Below are 21,274 nucleotides of genomic sequence, written 5' to 3' on the forward strand. Positions count from 1 at the left end.
GCTTGAACCCAACACCCAGTCCCTCGAACCCCACCTTTGGGCTCTGCGCCGAGCGCCCCTCTGCGCGGCTCGGCCGCTCTCGGCTCGAGCCTCAACTCGGGAGGACGGCGCTGGCTGCGCTTTTGGCATGTGGTCTCTTGGCGTGTGGCCCCCAAGGTGGCGACGTGACTGGGTCCGGAGGCTCCGGGATGGCCCCTGACGCCGGTGCCCCCTTCTCGGGGTTAGGCGACTTTCCCGAGGCTGGTCAGCTCTCCCCCCCGCCGCCCGAACCCGAGCCCACCGAAGCGAACAACTGTGGCGTCAAAACTGTCATGCCGACCAAACGAGGGTCCTCAGTCGTCATGGTGGCTGATGCCTCGAAGAACGGCGCACAGAGCCTCCGCTACGCATTCACCACGCTCCGTGATCTCGTCGACCAGCAAGACCTCAGCGGCTGGTCTTTGACGACCACGCCATCGGCAACGACATCCAACTGCGGAATCCAGCACGCAGTGGAGTTTGGCTCCAATGCCGTCCGGTGGAAAGAGATGATGGACGACGAGTCGAGGTGGACTGGGCAGGGCAGCGCGTCGCTGCGCGCAGCCATCGATAGCGCGACCTCACGTCTCATGGCTCAACCTGGGATGGGCCGAGACAAGTTCATCATTCTCATGACCTCCGGTGGAGGCCTTGGCCACTGCAGCCCCGAAGACTACCACCCCCAAGAGTCCATCACGGCAGCCCTCATGCAAGGGATAAGGACGTATATACTAGGCACGTCTCGCGTCATCAAGGAACAGGAAAAGCTGAACGAGATGGCCTTGGCAGGAGGCGTGGCACGCGACGGTGAGATCAAGTTCTACGAATCGTTCGACGAGGAAGACGTTCGCAACATCCTCGTGTCGCTCAGCCAGCAGATCGCCTCTTGTCGGCTGGACCTCGGCGAGGCGCCTCCCGTTGCAGACAACGTGCTCGTGAAGGTTGGGCAAACAAAGCTCGAGTTCGGTTCCGAAAATGGTTGGGTCTACGACGGAAACCACGTCGTGCTGTTGCAGGGTAGTGCGTGCACGAGACTCACCGAGGGCGAAGCACAGGTCTCAGTTCTTTTCGGCTGCCCTGGCATTCCGGTACTTTGATCGTCACTGAAGAAGCGACATCACGTCGGCGTCGGACAAGGCTCGATTGTAGATGCGCACTTCGTCGAGTGTGCCCTTGAGGTCCTTGCTGAGGGAAGGGCCTGCGCCGATGTCGCGTTCGATCATGCCCAAGAGGAGCGGACGGGTCGTAAGAGCGAAGGTGAAACTCTTCGCGCTCGAGCAAAGCAACTGTCCGTCTTTGTAGAGTTTAGCCGTGGTGCCGTCATGGGTCCCCGCCAGGTGGATCCAAACCCCTGGAGGGAGGGTGATGTTGTCGGCACAGGCAGCTAGGCCGCTGGGGCTCGACCAGGTGAGGAACTCCGAACGATAGGGAGGTTCGTCCCCCCCGGTGGTGCCCAACTGGTAGCTGCTGTACGTTGCGCTCGCGGACCAACGTGACACGAACGCCTGCCACTTGGACTCGTCCAATTTCACCCAGGCCGCCACGGTGATGCCCGTGCTGATGGCATCGAGAGACGCGGACGCCGGAGTCTCCACATAGCCCGGACCTTGGACCCCAAACTGCAAGCCATTGCCTCGATGGCCGGGCTGCCACGTGGGTGCTGCGCTGGGGTGATACTGTCCCTTGAGCGTGCCGTTGTTCGCGTTCCCCGACGCATCGAAAACGGTGTTGCCCCCCGTTTCGTCGAACGGGTAGTACACCACCAATCCCTGCGTGGGGATCGTGCTGACAGCGCCTCCCATGCCTCCCACGGCCAGCCCTCCCGAGCCACCAAGGGAAGAGCTCGGCATGCCTCCCGCGCCCGAGCCCCCCGTGGTCATGCCTCCCATGCCCGTGCCTCCCATGCCCGTGCTTGGCATGCCACCCGTCCCCGAGCCGATCATGCCACCCATGGCGGCTCCGCCGGCGCCCGAGCCCGCCGCACCACCCGTGGAACTCGTCGCCCCTCCAGCGGCCGAGGACCCTGCCGCGCCGCCTTTACCCGGAGAACCCGCCGTACCGCCCGCGCGCCCCCCGCCCGTACCGCCGTTTCGTCCGCCCGCGCCCCCAGCAGAAGAAGGCTCACCTCCGGTGCCCTTTCCGCCATCGCCCGCTTCGGCACCAGCACCCGCCGTGTTTTCCCTCTCGTCGTCGTCGTTGGATACCCGGGTGGAAGGTGACCCGCAGGTCGTTGCAGAAAGCCCTATCGACGCACAAAACAAGAAGATGCAGCGACGCGCCATGTGTACCTCTCCATGTGAAACGGATTCCCGACGAAACGGTCCTCGAGCGGATCGTCGTTCAGCTTGAAACGAGGACGACCTATGATGGCACATCAAGCCATTATTAGACATAATTGTCATGTCTAACAATGCATAGACCCTTGTCGCTTCGCACGCTCTTCTTGATCGATGGCATCGGGGCGCTCGCCTCCGCGCTCGCCTTGGGTTTGGTCTTGCCCACCTTCGCGTCGGCTTTCGGTATGCCGAAACGCTTTTTGTACCTGCTTTCGGCCACGGCCGCGTGCTTCGCCCTCTACTCGCTCTGGTGTCATCGGTACGCGAAGAGCGGACGGGCCCCACTGCTGCGTGGGATCGCGATCGCCAACGCGGCTTACTGCATGTTCACCTTGGGCCTCCTCGTGATGTTTCGCGAGCAGCTGACGGCCTTGGGCAAGCTTTACTTCGGGGGCGAGATCGCGGTCATCCTGTGTTTGGTCTTCATCGAGGCGAGGGCCATTCGGAGGGGCGCTTCCTGAGGGCATTTCGGCCCACCCCCCCGGCCCCTCGCGGCTACCCCTTCGAGGGCCAAACCTGCGTGGGCGAAAATTTCAGAAAATTGCCCGTTGGGTGTCGATCCCCGTCGCCGTCGTTCGCTACAGAAGGGAAAGGAAGGAATTTACCGATGCAGTACCTCGTGTTGCTTTACGACGATGAGAAACGCTGGGCCCAGTTGAATGAGGAGGAGGTGCAGGCAGAGATAGCCGAGTACGGAGCGCTGAGTGAAAGCGATGGCAAGTTGATCCAGGGTGGCAACGCCCTTCAGCCGACCAGCACGGCCACGACCGTGCGGGTGCGCGAGGGCAAGCGTCTGGTGACCGACGGACCCTTCGCCGAAACGCGCGAGCAGCTGGGCGGCTACTACTTGATTGAGGCTGCCAACTTGGACGAAGCCCTCGCGTTCGCAGCGAAAATCCCCGCTACGCGTTATGGCTGCGCCGAAGTGCGCCCCATCATGAACGTGACGTGAACGTCCCGACGATCGAGAACCTTTACCGCACCGAATGGGGACGGCTGTTGGCCGCCCTCATTCGGGACTGCGGCCATTTCGACATGGCAGAAGAGGCATTGCAGGATGCCTTCGCTGCAGCTGCACGCGCGTGGACCGCGGGGTGGCCGCCCCACCCCGCGGGGTGGATATACAAGGCTGCCCGCAACGACATCATCGACCGCCGTCGGCACGAAGCGCTGGCGCAGCGAAAGCATGCTGAGCTTGCGCTTTTATCCGATGGGGACGTGGCCGAAGGCATGAACGAGGAGGGGGACGTGCACGATGAGCGACTCCGTCTGATCTTCACCTGCTGCCATCCGGCCTTGGCGCCGGAGTCGCAAGTGGCCCTCACCCTGCGTACTCTTTGTGGTCTCACCACTGAAGAGATCGCGCGCGCGTTCCTCGTGGCAACCTCAACGATGGCCCAGCGGCTCGTGCGCGCAAAGGCGAAGATTCAAAGTGCGGGCATTCCTTATCGCGTGCCCGAGGCTGCCGATCTTCCCGAACGTTTGACCGAAGTTTTGACCGTGATCTACTTGGTGTTCAACGAAGGCTATGCGGCCGCGTCGGGCGCTGTACTCATTCGAAAGGAGCTATGCCAGGAGGCCATTCGACTTGCTCGTCTCCTGAGAAGCCTGCTACCTGGTTCGGTTTCAGAGCTTGATGGCCTACTGGCACTCATGCTTCTGCAGGATTCTCGCAGCGAGGCACGCCTGGATTCACACGGTGACCTGATTCTCCTCCAGGATCAGGACCGGCGGCTCTGGAAGCGGGAGCAGATCGAGGAAGGGATCGCCTTGGTCAAGGGCGCGCGACGGCTGGGCCCACCGGGTGCATTTCTCGTGGAAGCCGCCATTGCGGCCGTTCATGCGGAATCGACCTCGGCGGAACAGACGGATTGGGCGCAAATCTCTGCTCTTTACGCGCGCTTGCAACGCCAGCACACGTCTGCCATCGTGGACGTGAACGCCGCTGTGGCGTTGATGATGGCAAAGGGGCCAGCGGCGGCTTTGCCAAGCCTGACCGCCCTTGGGGCCGAGCTCGAAGACTATCACCCCTGGCACCTTGCACGGGCCGAAGCGCTCCTGCGGCTCGGGCGCCACGAAGACGCCGCGCACCACCTGCGCCGGGCCTACGCGCTGGCTGTCAATGCCGTGGAGCGTAGGTACATTGCCCGCAAGCTCGCACGATGCGACGCCGCTCCCTCATGATGGATTCGGAGTGCGGCGTCCACGCGCTTTAAGGCTTGCTCGCCCACACGGCGAAGTCACGGCGCTTGCGGCTGATGCGCAGTTGATCGATCCGCCCTCCGAACCGCTTGATGACCGTATCGGCGATGCCCTCGGTGGCTTCGTTGGTTGCGCCGCCTACGACGAGGGGGTTGCCGTTGTCCGCAGGCGACCAGACCGGATTGTCGCCGCAGTTTTGCTGATTGCCGTGTTTGAAGTGCACCCCTTCGTTCTCCGCGATCACACCGTTGACGAACATCTGCACGCTGGGTGGACCAAAGTTGATGCCCAGATGAATCCACTGATTGGTGGGCATGTTGGGGCCTGAGCACATGTAGAAGGTCTTGCCCCCTCCAGGAGCACTCTCTGCGTTCTGCATGCGCAAAACGATTTTGCCCTGGGTTTCGTACCCGAGCACGAAGTGTCCGTTCGTCTTTTGATTCTTCGCGTCGGCCGCGAGGATCGCGTGAATTTTGTCGGACTTCGGCGGCAACCACACGAACATCTCGAGGGCGCCCTCGGTCAGGCCCGCGAAGCCTGACGTGAAGTTCACCTCTCCAAAAAGCGACCCGTTCAGCTGAACGGACAGGGAGCACTTATCGGGTCCAGGTGCCCCGCTCGGCGAACCGCCACGCCACGTGACGGGGAACATGCCGGTATGGTCCGGGGCGGACGCACTGCCCGATTCAAAGGTCCAAAGAGCGACGGTATCCTGGTCGGCCGCAATGCCACAGCCGGTAGGCGAAGGGTTCACAGGCCCCCCTCCGGCCTGACCACCCGTGCCATTGCTTTGTCCGCCCGTCCCTCCCGTTTGGCCCCCCATACCGCCCGCTTGGCCCCCCATGCTGGAGCCATTCGTCCCCGCCATTCCGGGACTGGACCCGCCAACGGAGGAACTGCCCGCAGCCCCCCCCGCAGCGCCGCCTTGAGTGCCGCCTTTTCCGCCACTGCCCCCGGAACCGGCTTTGCCCCCGCTGCCCCCCGTCACGGTTGCCTCGTCGTCGTCGCCCGTGGGCACGTCGTCACCTCCTGAGTCGGTGCTTCCACACGCAGCAGCGCTCAGCACGAAAATGAAACCGAGGGCGACGTGGCGTCCCCTGAACGTCGTGGCGATGGCCATGCCGCCTATGACGCCTCCCATGAGGGGATCGGGTCAATGCCTTTCGAAGGAACGCAAAGGAAATGCGTCGCGCAATAACGCGGGGTGTTTCGTTTTCCCGAGCCACAGGGGTTCTTTTTGCGCTCTGACCGATGAGTTTAGGCGAGAGCGCCGGTCCATCTCCCCACACACGGAGAACCGCTCAGGGCGAGCGGCCCCCACAAGGAGACAACCCGATGGCAATCAAAGCTTTGAACCCTTACCTCAACTTCAACGGAAGCGCCGAAGCCGCGATCAGACTCTACCAAAGCGCGCTTGGCGCGGAGCTCCAGGGACCCCTGATGCGCTTCGGAGACATGCCCGCGGTCCCCGACACCCCCACCTGCGCTCCTGAGCAGAAAAACCACGTGATGCATTCCCAGCTCAAGGTCGGTGGCGGCGTCATCATGGTGTCTGACACGATGAGGGGCGGCCCGATGCCCCCCGGGGGACAGGTGCAGGTGACACTGCACTTCGACGACCCCGTCGACATGGCGCAGAAATTCGAGGCGCTCGCCTCGGGAGGCACGGTGACCATGCCTCTTGGCGATACCTTTTGGGGCGCCAAGTTTGGCATGCTCACCGACGCCTTCGGCATACAGTGGATGTTCAACTGCGATCTTTAAAGGCCCAAGCCTCACTGCGCGAACATCGGCTTCGCACGACAGCAGCGTGATCCCACACGAGTCAGCCGTGCAGGAGCTCCTTGCGAGGAAACAGCTGCACGCGCTGTCTCGCCTCGACATGCGTACGCGTTTGGCCACGCTGCCTCGCGTTGCGCCCCCGCTCCGTGAGCACGGCCCTGTCGGGCCTCTTCGGGCACCCCTGCCCGGTTTTGTCGCGCCCACGTGTATAGTAGGAGATGCCCTTTCGAGCTCCCGCCGACATCGTTGATTCGCGTTCATCTCCACAACGTCCCCCCCCGTTTGGTCGGCGGCCACACGCCGGAGCGTCGGATTTTGGGCACGGCACCTGGGCCAGTGCCTGATGGGCATGCTGGCCCGCCTGACCGCTCTCTCAATTGCCTCGTGTCTTCTCGACGCGCCCCTCACGGAGGGACAGCGCCTCGAGGCGGGCCGGATCTCTGCCCTCGTGTCCCTGGCCTCGGACGGGGCCGCGGTGGCCTTTTACGGTGTGCCGGGGAACGGTAGCACCGGCATCGTCAAGCGGTGGTCGAAGGCCAGTGCCTCGGCATCGACTGTCGCCACCACACTTCCCTTGGTGGACGGCAGAGTGTTTTCCCCCGGGTCGGCGATGTTGTCGATCGAAGGCACAAACGTGGCCCTCAGAGAGTACCGTCTGGATAGCTCGGCAACCGCCTCCACGAAGACAACGCTGCTCGATCCTCGCTCCGGGAGCCCCGTGGAAGGAGGGCGCGAGCAGCGCTTCGATGCCCTGGGACTGCGCGTGTTCGTGGAGTCGATGCCAACAGAATCAAAGCTGCGGTTCCAAAACATCGATCCGCTCAAGCCGTGTGAACTCACGGTAACGACCGACCCCGAGCCGTCGCTCCGTCCCCTCGCGCGCGGGGTGGCCACCGTTTCACGTCGTGAGGCAGCCGCAACGGATCCCTCGCGCGAAACAACCGGAGGCACGGCGCGAGCCCGCGAGCTCATCTTGGTGAAGCCAGACTGCCAGCTCGAGACAACGGGCCTCGCGGTCCAGCGCATCGCCACCTACCAAGCCGACAGCTTGAAGGATGGGTTGGTGGTGGAACTCCGAACCCTCGTCACCGAGGGCGGTGCACGAACCGAGTCCCTGGTGTACTTCTTCGCCACGGAGACGGCCCCGGCGCGCACGATCGCGCTCCCTTCGGCTCAGTCGGTGGTGACCTCCGCCTTGGGAGGACTTCTGGCCTCCTTTACCTCCGGGTATGAAACGCAAGCCGCGCTCGAGCTGGTCGATCTGTCGGACGGCACCAGGCTCGCGCCTGCGCTCGCAGGGGGGGACATCATCCGTGAGGTCATTGCGCGCCCGGGCACCGATGAACTTTGGATCGTAATGAACGCTGCCCCGGGGGCATCCACGCCGGAGGATCCCGATCCGAACCTCTTCGAGGCCCGCCGTCTGTGGCGCGGTCATCGGCCCGGGGCAGGGGCGCCGTTGTCCTTTGAACCCGTGCCGCTCGAGGCCTACTGGCGGGACTCGTTCGGAACCGTCGCGGTGCCAGGAAAGTTCGCAGAGGAAGCGGAGACCCGCTTTACGTCTGACGGCAAACTGACGCTCTCGACCGGCGCGCAGGGAGTTTTTGTGGTCGACGCCGACACGGCAGGCACGGCCATGCGCAGGCAGGCCTTCGGGCCGGGCACGTACGGCGCGGGGCTCGCTTACCTTGGGGCCAACACCGTGATCGTGTGGGGCAGTCTCGACCAAGTGGACGCGTCGGAGCGGCTGTCCCTGGCGCGTGTCGACCTTGCGACCGGCGCCAGTGAGCGGCTTACGGACACGAGCGGCTCAGTCTTCTTGACGAAGAACAAAGCGCTCTTCGTCGACCAAGCCGACTCGGCCTTTTCGCCTGCCCTTCTCACGGTCGTTTCGGCCGCGACCACCCAGCGGCTTGCCAGCTACGTGCGCAGCGTCTCCGTGGTAGCGCCCCCCGATCCGGCGGCACCCCTGGACGTCTTTTATGCCATCCAAGCCCCTTTACGGTCGGAGATCGACGGCCTTTGGCACACGGAGCTCTCTCGATGAAGTCGCAGGCCTCGAGACGACGAGCTTTGTGGCACATGAAGCGTGGGGTCTTGCTGTGGGCCTGGCTTTCCGCCACGGCCTGGCTCACACCGATGGCGCGCGCGGCCGAAGCCGACGCACAGGCCTCTGCGGGTTCGTTGGATGAGCAGGCCCTCGAAACAGCCTACGAAGATCCCGACCTCGACGTGTACGTGGTCGAAGAGAAGACGCCCCGCAAAGCCGCCGAAGGGCGGAAGATGAAGGCATCCGAACTCCGTGAACTTCCGGGGAGCTTCGGAGATCCTCTTCGCGCCATGCAGGCTTTGCCCGGCGTCTCGGTGCCCACCTGGCCCGTCAACTACATGGTGGTCCGAGGCAGCAATCCAGGAACGAACGGGATCTTCATCGACGACATCGAGATCCCGATGGCCTACCACTTCCTGTTTGGGCCTGGCGTGGTCCATCCCTACATGATTGAGTCCCTCGAATTTCACCCGGGCTCGTATGGGGCCGAAAAGGGCGGATTCATCGGAGGTATCTCCGAGTTCAAAACACGCCAAACGCCGATGGATCGGCCGCACGTCGAACTCGATGCGCGGGTCGTGGACGTGGGGGCTATCGTCACGACGCCACTTGGCAGACGCCACGGCCTCCAAGCGGCCGGGCGGTATTCGTACGCGGGGGCGCTCCTTTCGGCGTTGTCTTCATCACTCACCCTGAACTACTGGGACTACCAGCTCCGGACCGACCACGTCTTCGAAAACGCGCATCTGTCCCTACTGCTCCTTGGAAGCGACGACGCCATGGACTTCGGAGACGCCAGCGAGGCGCTGTTCCTGCGCACGGGCTTTCATCGACAGCTCGTTCGACATGAACTTTATTTCGGAAATTTCGAGCTGCGCTCTCGACTTGCCACCGCCTACGAGCGCTCGACGTTGACGTCGAAAAGCATCTTCAACACGGGCATTCGGGCCTTCAAGTTCGATCCGAACGTGACCCTGACTTGGTCGGGCGTTCCTGAACTGACGCTCTCGGCAGGCACCGACGCCAAAGTGGCTCTCTTCAGGCCCATCGACACGGGCGTTCCAGGCCAGCCGCCCTTCGAAGACGCGGTGCTCAACGAGGCCCTCAAAGAACGAGACGTGCTTTACCTGGCCGGCTTCGTCAAGGCCGCCTGGCGCCCGGGGCGCATCGTGGACCTGGAAACGGGGCTCCGGGTAGAAGGTTATTCCGAATCTGGCGAGACGCAGGCTTTCCTCTCTCCCCGACTGGCGCTCGCGCTGCATGTCACGCCCAGCGTCGACTTGTACACCTCCGCGGGACGGCTTGCGCAGATGGCGAGCATGCCCATTCTCGTACCTGGCTTCAATCAGTTCGGCTTGAGCCGGTACGGGCTGCAAAGGGCCTGGCAGGGTGCCGTGGGCGCCCGTTTGTCGAAGGATGGGCTCGAGGTCGATCTTTCCGTGTTCGCAAACCGCGGAACCGTCACTGACATCCGCAACCCCGTCAACAGCAACATCACGGGCTCCGATTACCTTACGGTTCGAGACGGGTTGGCCTACGGCATCGAATCGCTCCTGCGTCGTCCCAGCCATTACAAGATCAGCGGCTTCGTATCGCATACCTTCTCTCGCGCCGAACGGAAGGAGCCACTCGGCCTCGTGCTGCCTTCGATGTGGGACCAACGCCACAACTTGAACGCCGCCATCAACATGCGATTTGGCGAGTGGTCGATGGGCTCGCACGCACAGGTGGTCACGGGGCGGCCGGCTGTGGTCAGCCTGGGCCTGGGAGACACGAGGCTGACCCGCCTGCCCACCCAAGTGCGCCTGGATCTTCGCGCTGAGCGGGGCTTCAAGCTGGAAAAAAGCAACCTCATCGTTTACCTCGAGGTGGCCAACGTTCTGGGACAACCACAGTACGTGGGGTTTCTGGCTGGCGAGACGGAGGAAGCCCTGACGGCTCCCCTGCCGATGCTGGGCGTGCGCTGGACACAGTAGGGGGGGCAAAGGCAGAGGAACAACGGCACGAGCCGTCCGGCGGCGGGGGGCCCTACGCCGCGTCACATCAGGACAATCGTCAAGCTCGTTGCACTTTCTTCGCGACCCGGCTCAACGAGACGGCTCTCCAGGACGCTATGTCGAACAAAGGAGTCATGATGAACAGCCTAGGTCGCTTCGCCACGCTTTCGGTCCTGAGCTTTACCCTGGGGACCCAGTCAGGGTGCCTTTTTGAGGGCGATGAGGGGGAGGAAGGGAACGACCCCTTCTACACCGCAACGCCCCAAGACAGGTCCGTCTTCGCCTCTCTCTTCGAGCCTGCCCCCTACGGGGACCCTGTGTGTGACCAAGAAGGTTCGGAACTCGCCGGCGAGCGCGAACTGAGGCTTTTCACGAACGGGCCTTTCCAGATGGAGCGCTTCACGAAAGGGCTGGCTCGGTACTACAGGCGTCACGGGCTGCAGTTTTTCACCCGGTTCGAGGCCACGGAGCTCGAGCTCCCCTACGTGCTCGAGACAGACCAGAAGCGCCTGGAAGCCGCCGCGAGGAAGAAGTTTCCCAAGGTCGACTTCGACGCGGAGACGTTCATGGGAACGGACGAGGAACTCCTCGAGATCTATGGCTATACGATCGGTCTGATGACGGCGCCCCTGGTCGATTTCGCAAAGCGGCACGGGAAGCAACCCGCCAGCGTCACGAACATCGTGCTCGTCGACAAAATCGGCAGCACCGACGAGCTCGAGGAGGAGAACGAAGACATCGCGGGCCTGGCGTTGTCTCCCGCTCTCATCGACGCCTTTCGTGCCGGAGATCCCGAGTCTCCGGAAGCGCAACTGTGGACGCAACTGGCCCTGCCGCCAGGGTTCAACGCCATGATGTTCCTCGATGCGCAGCTCCTCGAGCGGATCGGTGACAAGGTGCCCGTGGTCATCGACTTGACCGTGGCACACGAGTTCGGACATACAGGAGGCCTCACCCACCACGAGGACACGAGCAATCTCATGACGGCCGAGACGACACCCACCAACGCACGCTGCGAAAGTCGACTCGCTCCCGACCAGCTGGCCACGCTCTCAGCCAATCTGAACGTGGGCCCGAGCAACGGGCAATCCCAGGCGCTGACTGTCGAAGAAGGCCCTTTTGAAGCTCCCCTGGCTCGTGAGACGTCCTCCGGAGCGAAGCTTGACCTTCGTCAGAACCGATGGAAGTCCCTCCGTGCCCAGCTGACCTCCCCGAGTGGCCATCCCGAAAAGCTCATCCACGCTTTGCTCCACGCGCCCAGGCCTCACCCTCACGACTGAGCGGCCCGGGCTGCGATTCACCGGCATCTTCCCTACGCTCTCGTCCCCGGACTTAACGATCTCTATTCGATATAGAGACGCTTGCCTTTTGCGAGCAAGCGATGCCAGATCCGCTTTCCGGTGCGAACCACGTGCAGTTCCGTCGCACCATCGAGCTCTCCGGGTTTGAACTCGCGAAACCGCCATTTTCCGATCCGGCTTACCGAGAGCCAACTCCCCGGAGTGGCATTTTCGTTGATCTCTCTGTAGTCGAGCTGATCTGGATCCTTCTTCGAATAGAACAAGTAATAAATGTACGGCTGGTTGATCCAGTTATTGACGTGAACCTCGTCGTACTGGGACTCCAAGGCAATCGACTTCTCGAAGACTTGTTTCAGCCCATACTGGAACTCAAACCGCCAGTCCCGGCGGTGACCGGACCAGTACACTGAAACCCAGGCAGGAGTCTCGATGGCAAGGACAGTCAAGAGCGTCAAGCACACCAGTCTGACATGTCGGACTTCCCGCAACCAAGACAAGGCATGAGACAGTCCGATGCTCACGAACAGAATCGCGATCGGAAAGCCGTGAACGGTTCGATTCAACTGCAGCCGATCGTAGACGACCACTGACGGTATTGGGTAGAGAACGAGGAGGATCAGGAGCTCAATAGCCCGATTGCGAATGAGACTCGTCTCGGGCCAACGCTTCAGGCTTACGGCCACGGCAATCGCGATTCCCAAGTAGAAGAAGGCCGCCACGATCGGACTGATTGCGCCGTATCCCGAAACGTGGTGAGTCAGGTTCGTATCACCTCTGCCAAAGAAGAAGTCTGGCGACAGATACTCCCCGTATCGGATCAAGACTTCCCAGATGAGCTGGGGCTTATCAAGTGCATCCTCGAGCGGCAGCCTCATCATATTGAAGCGAGCGTTGTATCGTTGGGGATCCTTGAAGACGAGGATGTACATCGGCGAAATGAGCGCTACGTAGCCAAGCCACACCGGCACGCCCACACGAAGCCGGGGCCTAACGTACGTCACGAGAAGACCCAATACGACCAAAGGGGCGAACAACTTCTGTGTTGGGTATGAATATGTCCACAGGGCAGCTGAGAGTACGAACCCCAACCAGCGCCCCCACACCGCCCTGCCCTTGGCCTCGATGGCGCGGTGAAATGCCAGCAAAGCCAACAGCATGGTGAACGTGACCAGAGACGGTGGAATGGCCCATCTCGAGAGCGGTACGTGCCAGGGAGAGACCGCCAGCAGACCAGCTCCCGCAAGTGCTACCCGAGAAGGCACCTCGAAGCGCTGAATCAACGCGTACATGAGCGGGATCGACGCTGTACCGGCAAGTGCCGTCGGTAGCCTCACCACTGTTTCGGATAGCCCGAAGAGACCCACGAAGGGCACTGTAAGGTATGTCAGTAGAGGAGAGACCCAATCCTCGAAGCTCTCGAACAGAACGGGAAGGAACGTTCCGTGGTGGTCACTAAGGGTGTGCCAAAGGCAGTAAGCGTCGTACCCGCCCACGGCCTCGTCCTGGTTGAGGGACAAGGGCATGCGGTCGAGAGCCCAAAGCCTAAGCCCTCCTCCCATGACAACCAGGGCGATCAGGCCCCATCGCTCCATGAGCACGTCTTGTCGCGTCGCATTGGGCTCAGCCATTTGTTTCCTTGCCATGCTTTATTACGCGGGCTGGAGTCTCGCAAACGGCGCGATGCCGAACGAACAAATGTCTGAGCCGCGGCACTTGGGGGTTCTCTACAGGGAGACAAACATAAGTGCCGTATTCTCGAACAGACCCAGTCATGATTCCGGAGCCATCGATACCCTCATCGAGCATTCTAACGCGAGCGCGAATGAAGCTGGCGCTCGGCCTGCTCGCGCTTGGCAGCCTGGCGGCGGGAGGATGTGGCGACGCCACGACGGATGTGTCCTACGTGGGCACGCCACTCTTTCGAGTCAGGGGTCAGCTGACTGGTGAGCTGCCCAAGACGCCGCTCGTCAGTCCCAAAGTGGGCATCGCGTGGGCCACATCAGATTCGGGCTCAGAGTCGATCGCGGGGCAGACCGTGGGCATTCGCACTGATGCCTTCCCGGCGGCTTTCGACCTTGCGATCATGGCACCTCCGCCCGCAAACGCCGTCGGCTTCTTTGGCGGAGAGCCTACGCCTGGCATTGCCCTTGGCCAGATATGGGCGTTCGATGACGTCGACGGCGACGGAAAGTTCGCACAAACCTTCTCAGAGTCCGATGACATCGCTGCACCCGACAAGATTTTCGGCGCCGCCCAGGGGCTTTGGATCGGATACGTGGTCGATGCCGAAGCGACAATCGCTGGCGTGGTTGCCACAGCCGATCCACTCTCCGAGGCCTTTAAAGCGCGTCTTCGTTCCCTCGAAGGCAAGTATTTCGTCTACGCACCCTGCGAATTTCTGGAGGCCATGGGGGATGCAAGCGACGGCAGTCTCTTTCGCTCCTCCGCTGACGACACGAAGATACTGATGTTCGAGCCAGCCGCGTCGATGTCAGACGCCGCCTTCGAGTCCCTTTTTTGTTCCCCTCGTCCGCTGAATCCCATAACCGAAGAGGAACAACAGGCGTTCGATGCTTGCGTGTCGGGGACCCCAGCGGGAAAAACATCCTTGAAGGTCTCCGGGCTGGCTGCAGGGCAGCTGGTGATCTTCACGGAAACCGAGGCAGACAACGCCTTCGTCGGATATAGAAGCTTTGGAGACGACTTTACAGTCTTCGATAGCTTCAAGATGCCCACGCGCTACTGGGTAGACTTCGAGGAAGGCGAGGAGCCAGAGGCGTTTTCGGAGGCAGCGCTCGGAAACACGTCCTTCTTCTTCGACTTGCCGGAGAAGGGAATTCGCGTTGGCGGACCCGACACGCGGCTTTGTGCCGAGACCCGTGTCTTCACAGACTTTGTGAAACCCACCACGGAGACTCAGTTCAAGGTGGTGTTTGCGGCGCTCTCGAATCTGAGATCAGGTCCGAACTGTGGCGACCCCGTCGAGGGTTGGCTGCACGTGTGCCTGCGCGATTCCGATAAACTTTCCCCCGAGAGCGCCGCTCTCCCGGACCCCTCTCCCTGAGGCTCAGCCGGTGACGGGAGCGGCAGGAGCTCCGGGGAACGCCAGCAGCCTGGCTCGTGTTCGAATCGGTTTACGAAGGGTTTGTTAGCGTCTTCGTCATGAGGGCGTTTTGCATGCTGACGCCCCTCACGACGACCGTCCGCTGATTGACCAGCTCGAAACCGAAACGCAAGAAGAAGGGCTGCGCGGTGAGACTTACATGAGAGTAGAGCGAAGGCAGGTCCATCATGGAGGCTCTGAGCATGATGTGTTTCATCAAATGCCTGCCAACACCCTGCTTGGCGTGCGTGGCACTGACATAAAACTGGTCGATGTATCCGTCGTTCTGGAGATCCGCGAACCCCACGATGACGCCGTCATTCTCCACGACGAAGGGGCGATTGCGCTGCAAGCGAGCGACCCATTCATCCATATCTCGAGTCTCAGGGGCCCACGCCTCGACCTGGCGTCAGCGAGACGTGCTCTGCGCGCCAGCATCAGTCACTTCACTGTCGACACATCCCGGGCCGGGTAGGCTGCTGGCGACCATCTCTCCAATGCTCGCGAAGGCCGTCCCAAGCTGCTCGTCGCACAGCGAAGCCAGGCGGTGGCGCGTGCCCTGGGATGCGACGAAGGCCTGTGTTCTGAGGGACGGGTAACCCTCTCCCCGCAAAAGGCGACAGAGAGGGGAAAGCCCCAGCCCGCCACCGGTGTCGCGAATTTCGTACTGGCCCGTGCCTCCCATCGGTGTCACCGCGGCCAGGAAGACGGAGCGACTGCCCTTGAGGTCGCGCAGCGTCTTTCCTACGTCCTCGATCGGAAGGAGGTTCCCTCGTGGCGGGCTCGAGGCTGCGCAGACACCGAGGCTCCTTGGGCTGGCTTTGGCGTCGACGGGCTGACCGTCACAATCGTGGCCGCTCAAGGCACAACGCAAAGACGGGGTCTGTCCCGCGTACGTCGATCCGCGAACAGCGACGTGTTCGGGGCAGCGCTACAGTCGTCTTCGGCCCCAACGAACACCACCAGCAGGTCCGCATCGGGACGCAAGAAGCCGACATTCTCAGGGGCGGCAGAGGCGGTCAAGGCCACACGCGCGGCCTGCAGAGGATGGGTGTAGGCGCAGCCGCTCGTGCCCACGTCGAGCATGCACCCCACGACCTCCGCAAGGTTGCCGGTAAAGTTTCGACTCGTGCCGTCGCGGACGAGGAAACGGGGCGCCATGTTGGCTCCGCAGCCGGTGATGGGCTTCATGACGCCGCGATCGCCTCCGACGCGACCACATCCCAGCGCCTCCGGCAAGGCGGTAAGCCCCGCGCCCATGTCACTCGTGACCACAGCCACGTGCAGGCCAGGCGCACCCGCGGGAGCATGATCGAGCGCCTCGAGGTGCAGGCTGCGAGACAAGTCGCAGCCAAGAGGCCAATGGTGATTCTGATGCGCTTCACGGTACGCAAGACCCTAGGGCAATAGGCGCAATATGTCGAGAACTGCGCTCGGGTGTGCCATTCGGTCGCAGCGCCTTGCAGCTACGTTACGCGTCGCACCGTCGCTCGATCTGCAAACGTGACCATGGTGTGCCTCGAATCCACGCGCTTGCCTTGATCATGGCACCACAGGCCACGTCAAGGTGATGGCCATTTAAGCAATCTCTCTCGGCGACCAGCACGGGCGCCTGACCACCAAACGCGGGTCGCGTGTCGAGTAGACAGACCCCGTGCCCCCCATGCAGCGTTCAACGTGTTTCGACTTTTCACCGCATCGGCTAAACTGTGCGATGGGTTCGCGTCTGAGCATCCTCGCCCCCCTGGGAGCCTACTTCGCGAAAGCGCCCCGGGCACCCCGCGCAACCATGGCCAAAGCCGAAGTAGCCCCCGCCGTCGACGACGTCAACGAGCTTTACGCCACGCACATTGGGTTGCTGCGTCGGCGGGCCGCGCGGCTGGTGCGCAACGAGGAGCTCGCGAAGGATCTGGCGCAAGAAGCCTTCGTGAGCTTCGTGCTTCAGCAGAAAAAAGGCGCAAAAGCAGAGAGCGCCCCGGCCTTGCTCTTTCGTACCGTCACGAATCTGGCGCTCAATGCCTTGAGAGACCGAAAAACGCGCGAGCGCATCTTGCGTGAAAAAGTGCACCAGCCCGAAGGGGCCGCGGAACCGAACCAACCAGAATTGCGCGCGGACATCCGCTGGGTGCTGGGGCAGGTCGATCCGGATAACGCGCTCGTGGCCATCCATCACTACATCGACGGCATGGATCAGGACGAAATCGCTGCGCTCGTCGGGGTACCCCGCCGCACCGTGGGGCGGCGGCTCGAGCGTTTTGCAAAGCAAGCGCGACGCCTCTTGGAGCTTCCCTGATGGACTCGCGAAAGGTACTGCCCTTCCCCCTCGAGCGCGATCCGGAGACCGAGATCTCGGAGTGGCAGGCGTATCGCTTTGCCGTGGGAGATCTCGAACCGCACGAACGGGCGACCCTGGAGGCAAAAGCAGCTGCCTCGGTGAGTGGCCGGCGCATTCTGGCGGACGCCGAGCGGGCGCGGCAGTCGTCAGAGAGAGAAACGCTCCCGGCCAGGCTACGCGACCAGCTGGAGGCACCGAAGCGACGAAGAGTTACGCCCTGGGCCTGGGTCAGTCTGGTGGCTGCGCCCGCGTGCGCGGTTTTGCTTTTCGTCCTTGGCGGGCCGCGTGGCCCTTTGCCCAACACGGCGGACGAAGGTGAGAGCGTTCGCTCCAAGGGCGAAGCCAGCTTGCGGCTCGGCGTGCGACGAATGAATGGCGAGGTGGTGGTGATGGACGTGCGGGATGTCGACGTGCTTCACCCCGGCGAGCAGCTTCGCTTGCAAGTGACCGGGGGTCACGACTGGCTCGAGCTCGAGACCCGCGGTACCGCTGGATGGCAAGAAGCGTTCAAGGGTCCCGTGAAACCGGGCGGGTGGTTGCCTCTTGGCTTCGAGGTGACCGACGCCGCGCCGATTCGTCTGCGTTGGCGCTTGTGCGTGGCCGGCACGGGTCCCCCGCAGCGCTGCGCTTCAGGCTCTGCCGACATTTCCGTCGAGGCCCCGAAGTGAACCGCGGCTTCGTGCTTGCAGCTTGCGCTATGGCCCTGGCCATGGGCCACTCACCGAGCGCTCATGCGCAAGACCTCCACGAGGCGCGCTACGCCCTCATCATCGGTGCCAACCAGGGAGCGCCCAACGATGTGCCTCTGCGCTACGCCGCACGAGACGCTGTGCGCATGGGTCAGACCCTCCAAGCGGTGGCCGGTTTTCTCCCGGAAAACGTGGTGGTGTTGGAGCAACCCTCTGCCGCACGGGTCAGAGACTCTTTGCGCCGGCTCAACCACCGCATTCGCCTCGAGGTGCAAGCGCCCCGGCGCAGCCTCGTTCTGGTGTTCTTTTCGGGGCACGGGGACAAAGAGGCGTTGCACCTCGGCCGCGAGCGCTTGCCCTGGGATGAACTGCGCGAAAGCACGGTCAGCTCGCCTGCAGACGTGCGCATGCTCTTCGTCGACGCCTGCCGTTCGGGCGTCACCACGCGCGTCAAGGGCATCAAGCCGATCACGCCCTTCGCCATGCCTGCGGAAGAGGAAGGCTTTCCCGAAGGCTTCGTCATCTTCTCGTCCGCTGCAGAGGGGGAGGACGCGCAAGAATCGGACACGCTCGAAGCCTCGTTTTTCACACACCACCTGATCTCAGCCCTGCAGGGGGCTGCCGACACGAATGGCGACGGACGGGTCGCGCTCTCCGAAGCCTATGCCTACACCTCCGAGCGCACCGTCGCGAGCACGGCGGGCGTGGGAGCGGGGGTGCAGCACCCGACGTATAGCTACGGACTCAAGGGACGCGCCGACCTGGCGCTGGCCGCGCCCATCGATCGGGCCCAGGCGAGCCATCTTCTCCTGGACCGAACCGGCCGCTTCGTGGTTTTCACGAAAGGCAAAGAAGGTACGGTGGTGGCGGAAGCCCACGTCACGAAGCCCCCTCGTCATCTGTGGCTCGCTGCGGGTCCCTATTTCGTGCAGATCAGAGAGGCCCGCGAGATTCGTGAAGGGCCCGTGCAAGCCGCGGCGGGTGCCACCGTGGTCGTGACGGGGCAAGGGTTTGCGCGCATCCGGCACGCGCAGCTGCTGCGCAAAGGAAGCGAGGTGTCTCGCGTGTACGGCATGGGCGTGCATGGGGGCTGGGGCCGACCACTCCTCGACTACGAATGGGGACCGCATGCAAGAGCGTTCTTCTCTTTGGACTTGCGAAGCGTCACCATGGATCTGGTGGGCAGCTACACGCAGGGCCAAGCGGTGGAGCCCGCTGGGGGAGACACCACGCTCGGGGAGACGGGGCTTCGCATCGGCGCCAGGAAGGTCTTCGACTTTGGGCCTGTGGCCTTGTCTGGGGGGCTCCGGGCGGGCGTGGGCTGGGTGAAGCAGAGCTTTGCGGCCGACAACGAACAGGCCCGGCAGCGCTGGGTCCCCGTGGCCGGCATGGTCCTGCGCGCCGACGTCATGGCCACGCAACACTGCTTCGTTTCGATTGAAGGTGAGTTGTTGGTGTCGTCCACGCCCACGATCGATTCGGCGAACACGCGGGGATCACACGTGGACGTGCGCCCCCTGCCGGGAGCTGGACTTGGCTGTCATTGGTAAGCCCCACCGTCTGCGCCGGGCGCTCCTGGGCCTGTGTGCGCTTTGCGCCTGCGGAGATCCTCTCGCCGAAAAAGGCTTCCTGGGCACACCGAAGTTCCTGGGGGCGGGGGTGATGTCCTCCTTGGCCCGCCCCGTGAGGGAGGGTGAGCCGCTGACCCTTTCGCTGGCGTGGGCGCATCGCGGTCCGGCCGCAGCGGGCTCGTCGCCACCCTTGGTGCGGCCGCTGCGCCAACCGCTGTCCATCGTGGGCACGGACTTCCCGGCCGCGTTTTCGTTCTCCGTCGTGCAAGACGAGCTCGTGCCCGACCGTCGTCGCTGCCCCACCGTCGTCTCCACCCGGCTGGCTGCGCTGGGGACGGACGCCAGAGCCCCCCTGAGGCGCGACCTGCGCTTTGCGGCCATGCACGCGTTCTTCGAGCCCGGGGCGCAGCTTACGCGCTTGGCCGCAAGCTGGTCCAAGCTGGCCGTTCTGCCAACGATACTGCCTCTTCCTCATGACGAGGATTCGTTCGCAGCCTTGCTGAGCTGCTACCTGGACATGGTTTCGGTAGGAGAGCCGAAGGCGAAGGGGACCTGGCCCGTGTGTTTCGACGTGGCCGATATCCTGCTCGAAGGGGACTCTTTGCCGAACCAGCGACAGCTGCCCATTCCGCAGTTGCCAGGGGGAGCGTCTCGCTACTACCAAAACCTCTTGGCCACGGCGGGCGAGCTGGTCATGCTGGCGGCGGCACCGGGACTCCGCGACGCCCTCGATACCCCCGCCTGCGCCGTGGGCATCACCAATCCCGAAGCGATCCGCGGGCCTTATCACCTGGCCCGTGTGCGCTGCAGCCCCGGCGACCCCGCTGCGTTCGCCTTCGAGATCGTGGACGAAGCGACCACCAAGGTCGTGTTTTCCTCGGACGTGGGCACGATGACAGGGGCGACGCCTTGCGAGCGCGACAGCGTGTTCGACCTCCAGATGATCGAGCCCTCGGGGACACCAGCGGCCCTGCTTCCTCCTGCTGTAACCCTGCGCACGATCATACAAACCACCCTCATGGAAGCGCGAGCGGTGCGCCCGGATGCGCTCATGACCAGGATCAGCGTAAGAGGCATGGATGCAAACGGCATCATCCGTTTCGATCCGCTCGAGGACGTCCTTCGCGGAGCCGAAAGTCTGCTGACGTCGTGGGCCGGAAATCGCACGATCTCCGTGAATTATTCATCGGTGTATGCCCTGACGGGCAAACCCCTCATCTACAGCCAGTACACGGGCGTGCGTACCGAGCTGCTCCCCGCGCCGCAAAACGTCCTGACGGACGAACGGCTCGCGTTGCTGCCAGATGGAGATGCGATTGCCAAGTCACTGGTGGAATCAGGCTGTGCGGTGACGGGCGCCGAGATCGAACAGCTGCTCGTCGTGGTCGTAGCGGGCAAGGTGTTTTTGGGCTTCGCCCGGTCGGGCGTCGGCGTTCACCGCTTGGCCCTCCTGGAGGGCCCCCAGCTGACATGGGACCGACTGGAACCTCCCTGCCCTCCGCCGTGAGCAGCCCCCCGCAGGTTGCGGTCAACGGGGGTGCTACGGCCTCCGCGGGTGGGGCAGCCGACGCTCGTTCATGTCGGCGGCCACCCCATCGCGCTTTGGCCTCGCTTCAGGGATTGCCTGGGGCCAAACACGTGCCGGAGGCTTGGCCCCCCGTCACCACGCAAGCGCCGGGCGCCTTGCAGCTTCGATTGGGGCAGCACGCTTCCCCGATACCGCCGCAGCTTTCGCATCGAGTTTCCGCCCCAACGGCCACGCACGACAAAGCGCCCGTGCAGCGCACCTTGTTCGCACAGCAAGCTTGCCCGGGACCTCCACACGCCACACATTGGGCGACGGAGCCCGACTTTTTGCACACCGCATTGGTCGTACAGGCAGATACGGCA

19 protein-coding genes are annotated in these 21,274 nt (G+C 63.2%); 13 read left to right on the top strand and 6 right to left on the bottom strand.

Translation table 11 applies throughout. The annotated features are described in order from the left end of the window. Positions 1–2 precede the first annotated feature (2 nt). Positions 3–1,115, top strand: coding sequence for a VWA domain-containing protein (locus tag KA712_24350; GenBank protein ID MCG5056096.1), 1,113 nt, complete (start codon positions 3–5; stop codon positions 1,113–1,115). Positions 1,116–1,118: 3 nt separating this feature from the next. Here KA712_24350 and KA712_24355 read toward each other — a convergent pair whose 3' ends face one another. Further along, a complete protein-coding gene (locus tag KA712_24355) occupies positions 1,119–2,300 on the bottom strand; it encodes a LamG domain-containing protein (protein MCG5056097.1) in 1,182 nt (393 codons plus the stop codon). A 140-nt stretch (positions 2,301–2,440) separates the two neighbouring features. Between KA712_24355 and KA712_24360 the strand changes: the two genes are divergently transcribed. The 3 genes from KA712_24360 (at position 2,441) to KA712_24370 (ending at position 4,538) form a co-directional block, all read left to right on the top strand. Continuing rightward, positions 2,441–2,815 carry a hypothetical protein gene (locus KA712_24360; GenBank protein MCG5056098.1) on the top strand — a complete coding sequence of 125 codons (375 nt, stop codon included), beginning with the start codon at positions 2,441–2,443 and terminating at the stop codon, positions 2,813–2,815. Positions 2,816–2,961: 146 nt separating this feature from the next. Then, complete coding sequence (locus KA712_24365) at positions 2,962–3,306, top strand: YciI family protein (protein MCG5056099.1); 345 nt, start codon at positions 2,962–2,964, stop codon at positions 3,304–3,306. Between the two features lie 83 nt (positions 3,307–3,389). Next, complete coding sequence (locus KA712_24370; GenBank protein MCG5056100.1) at positions 3,390–4,538, top strand: sigma-70 family RNA polymerase sigma factor; 1,149 nt, start codon at positions 3,390–3,392, stop codon at positions 4,536–4,538. Positions 4,539–4,566: 28 nt separating this feature from the next. Here KA712_24370 and KA712_24375 read toward each other — a convergent pair whose 3' ends face one another. Beyond that, positions 4,567–5,697: a LamG domain-containing protein gene (locus tag KA712_24375; protein ID MCG5056101.1), complete on the bottom strand. Its 1,131-nt coding sequence runs from the start codon at positions 5,695–5,697 to the stop codon at positions 4,567–4,569. A 194-nt stretch (positions 5,698–5,891) separates the two neighbouring features. Between KA712_24375 and KA712_24380 the strand changes: the two genes are divergently transcribed. The 4 genes from KA712_24380 to KA712_24395 all read left to right on the top strand — a co-directional run bounded on the left by KA712_24380 (position 5,892) and on the right by KA712_24395 (position 11,665). After that, complete coding sequence (locus tag KA712_24380) at positions 5,892–6,320, top strand: glyoxalase/bleomycin resistance/extradiol dioxygenase family protein (GenBank protein MCG5056102.1); 429 nt, start codon at positions 5,892–5,894, stop codon at positions 6,318–6,320. Between the two features lie 367 nt (positions 6,321–6,687). After that, on the top strand, positions 6,688–8,385 hold the full coding sequence (locus KA712_24385) for a hypothetical protein (protein ID MCG5056103.1): 1,698 nt from the start codon (positions 6,688–6,690) through the stop codon (positions 8,383–8,385). 35 nt (positions 8,386–8,420) lie between these two features. Continuing rightward, positions 8,421–10,364: a Plug domain-containing protein gene (locus KA712_24390; GenBank protein MCG5056104.1), complete on the top strand. Its 1,944-nt coding sequence runs from the start codon at positions 8,421–8,423 to the stop codon at positions 10,362–10,364. Positions 10,365–10,522: 158 nt separating this feature from the next. Continuing rightward, entirely contained in the window at positions 10,523–11,665 is a 1,143-nt protein-coding gene (locus tag KA712_24395; GenBank protein MCG5056105.1) for a hypothetical protein, read from the top strand. A 62-nt stretch (positions 11,666–11,727) separates the two neighbouring features. Here the strand turns inward: KA712_24395 and KA712_24400 are convergent, their stop codons facing one another. Next, complete coding sequence (locus KA712_24400) at positions 11,728–13,314, bottom strand: glycosyltransferase family 39 protein (GenBank protein ID MCG5056106.1); 1,587 nt, start codon at positions 13,312–13,314, stop codon at positions 11,728–11,730. A 194-nt stretch (positions 13,315–13,508) separates the two neighbouring features. On the opposite strand from KA712_24400, the gene KA712_24405 reads away from it, so the two are divergent. Next, entirely contained in the window at positions 13,509–14,750 is a 1,242-nt protein-coding gene (locus tag KA712_24405; protein MCG5056107.1) for a hypothetical protein, read from the top strand. Positions 14,751–14,820: 70 nt separating this feature from the next. Here KA712_24405 and KA712_24410 read toward each other — a convergent pair whose 3' ends face one another. Genes KA712_24410 through KA712_24420 form a run of 3 tightly spaced genes read right to left on the bottom strand, consistent with a single transcriptional unit; the run spans position 14,821 to position 16,133 of the window. Then, a complete protein-coding gene (locus tag KA712_24410; GenBank protein MCG5056108.1) occupies positions 14,821–15,162 on the bottom strand; it encodes a GNAT family N-acetyltransferase in 342 nt (113 codons plus the stop codon). A 36-nt stretch (positions 15,163–15,198) separates the two neighbouring features. Further along, positions 15,199–15,651, bottom strand: a complete 453-nt coding sequence (locus KA712_24415; protein MCG5056109.1) for a hypothetical protein — start codon at positions 15,649–15,651, stop codon at positions 15,199–15,201. Continuing rightward, positions 15,648–16,133, bottom strand: a complete 486-nt coding sequence (locus tag KA712_24420) for a hypothetical protein (GenBank protein MCG5056110.1) — start codon at positions 16,131–16,133, stop codon at positions 15,648–15,650. Before KA712_24420 ends, KA712_24415 begins: the two co-directional genes overlap by 4 nt. Positions 16,134–16,503: 370 nt before the next feature. On the opposite strand from KA712_24420, the gene KA712_24425 reads away from it, so the two are divergent. The 4 genes from KA712_24425 to KA712_24440 are packed head-to-tail and all read left to right on the top strand — an operon-like array spanning position 16,504 to position 20,891. Beyond that, on the top strand, positions 16,504–17,082 hold the full coding sequence (locus KA712_24425) for a sigma-70 family RNA polymerase sigma factor (GenBank protein MCG5056111.1): 579 nt from the start codon (positions 16,504–16,506) through the stop codon (positions 17,080–17,082). After that, the gene (locus KA712_24430; GenBank protein ID MCG5056112.1) at positions 17,082–17,792 is read left to right on the top strand and encodes a hypothetical protein; all 711 of its coding nucleotides are present in this window, start codon (positions 17,082–17,084) and stop codon (positions 17,790–17,792) included. Before KA712_24425 ends, KA712_24430 begins: the two co-directional genes overlap by 1 nt. Continuing rightward, positions 17,789–19,363 (top strand): caspase family protein, encoded by a 1,575-nt coding sequence (locus KA712_24435; protein ID MCG5056113.1) that lies wholly within the window; start codon positions 17,789–17,791, stop codon positions 19,361–19,363. The genes KA712_24430 and KA712_24435 overlap by 4 nt, the downstream gene beginning before the upstream one ends. Continuing rightward, complete coding sequence (locus tag KA712_24440; protein MCG5056114.1) at positions 19,347–20,891, top strand: hypothetical protein; 1,545 nt, start codon at positions 19,347–19,349, stop codon at positions 20,889–20,891. Before KA712_24435 ends, KA712_24440 begins: the two co-directional genes overlap by 17 nt. Positions 20,892–21,274 lie beyond the last annotated feature (383 nt).

This window comes from Myxococcales bacterium, from assembly GCA_022184915.1.
Taxonomy (GTDB): domain Bacteria; phylum Myxococcota_A; class Polyangia; order Fen-1088; family Fen-1088; genus JAGTJU01.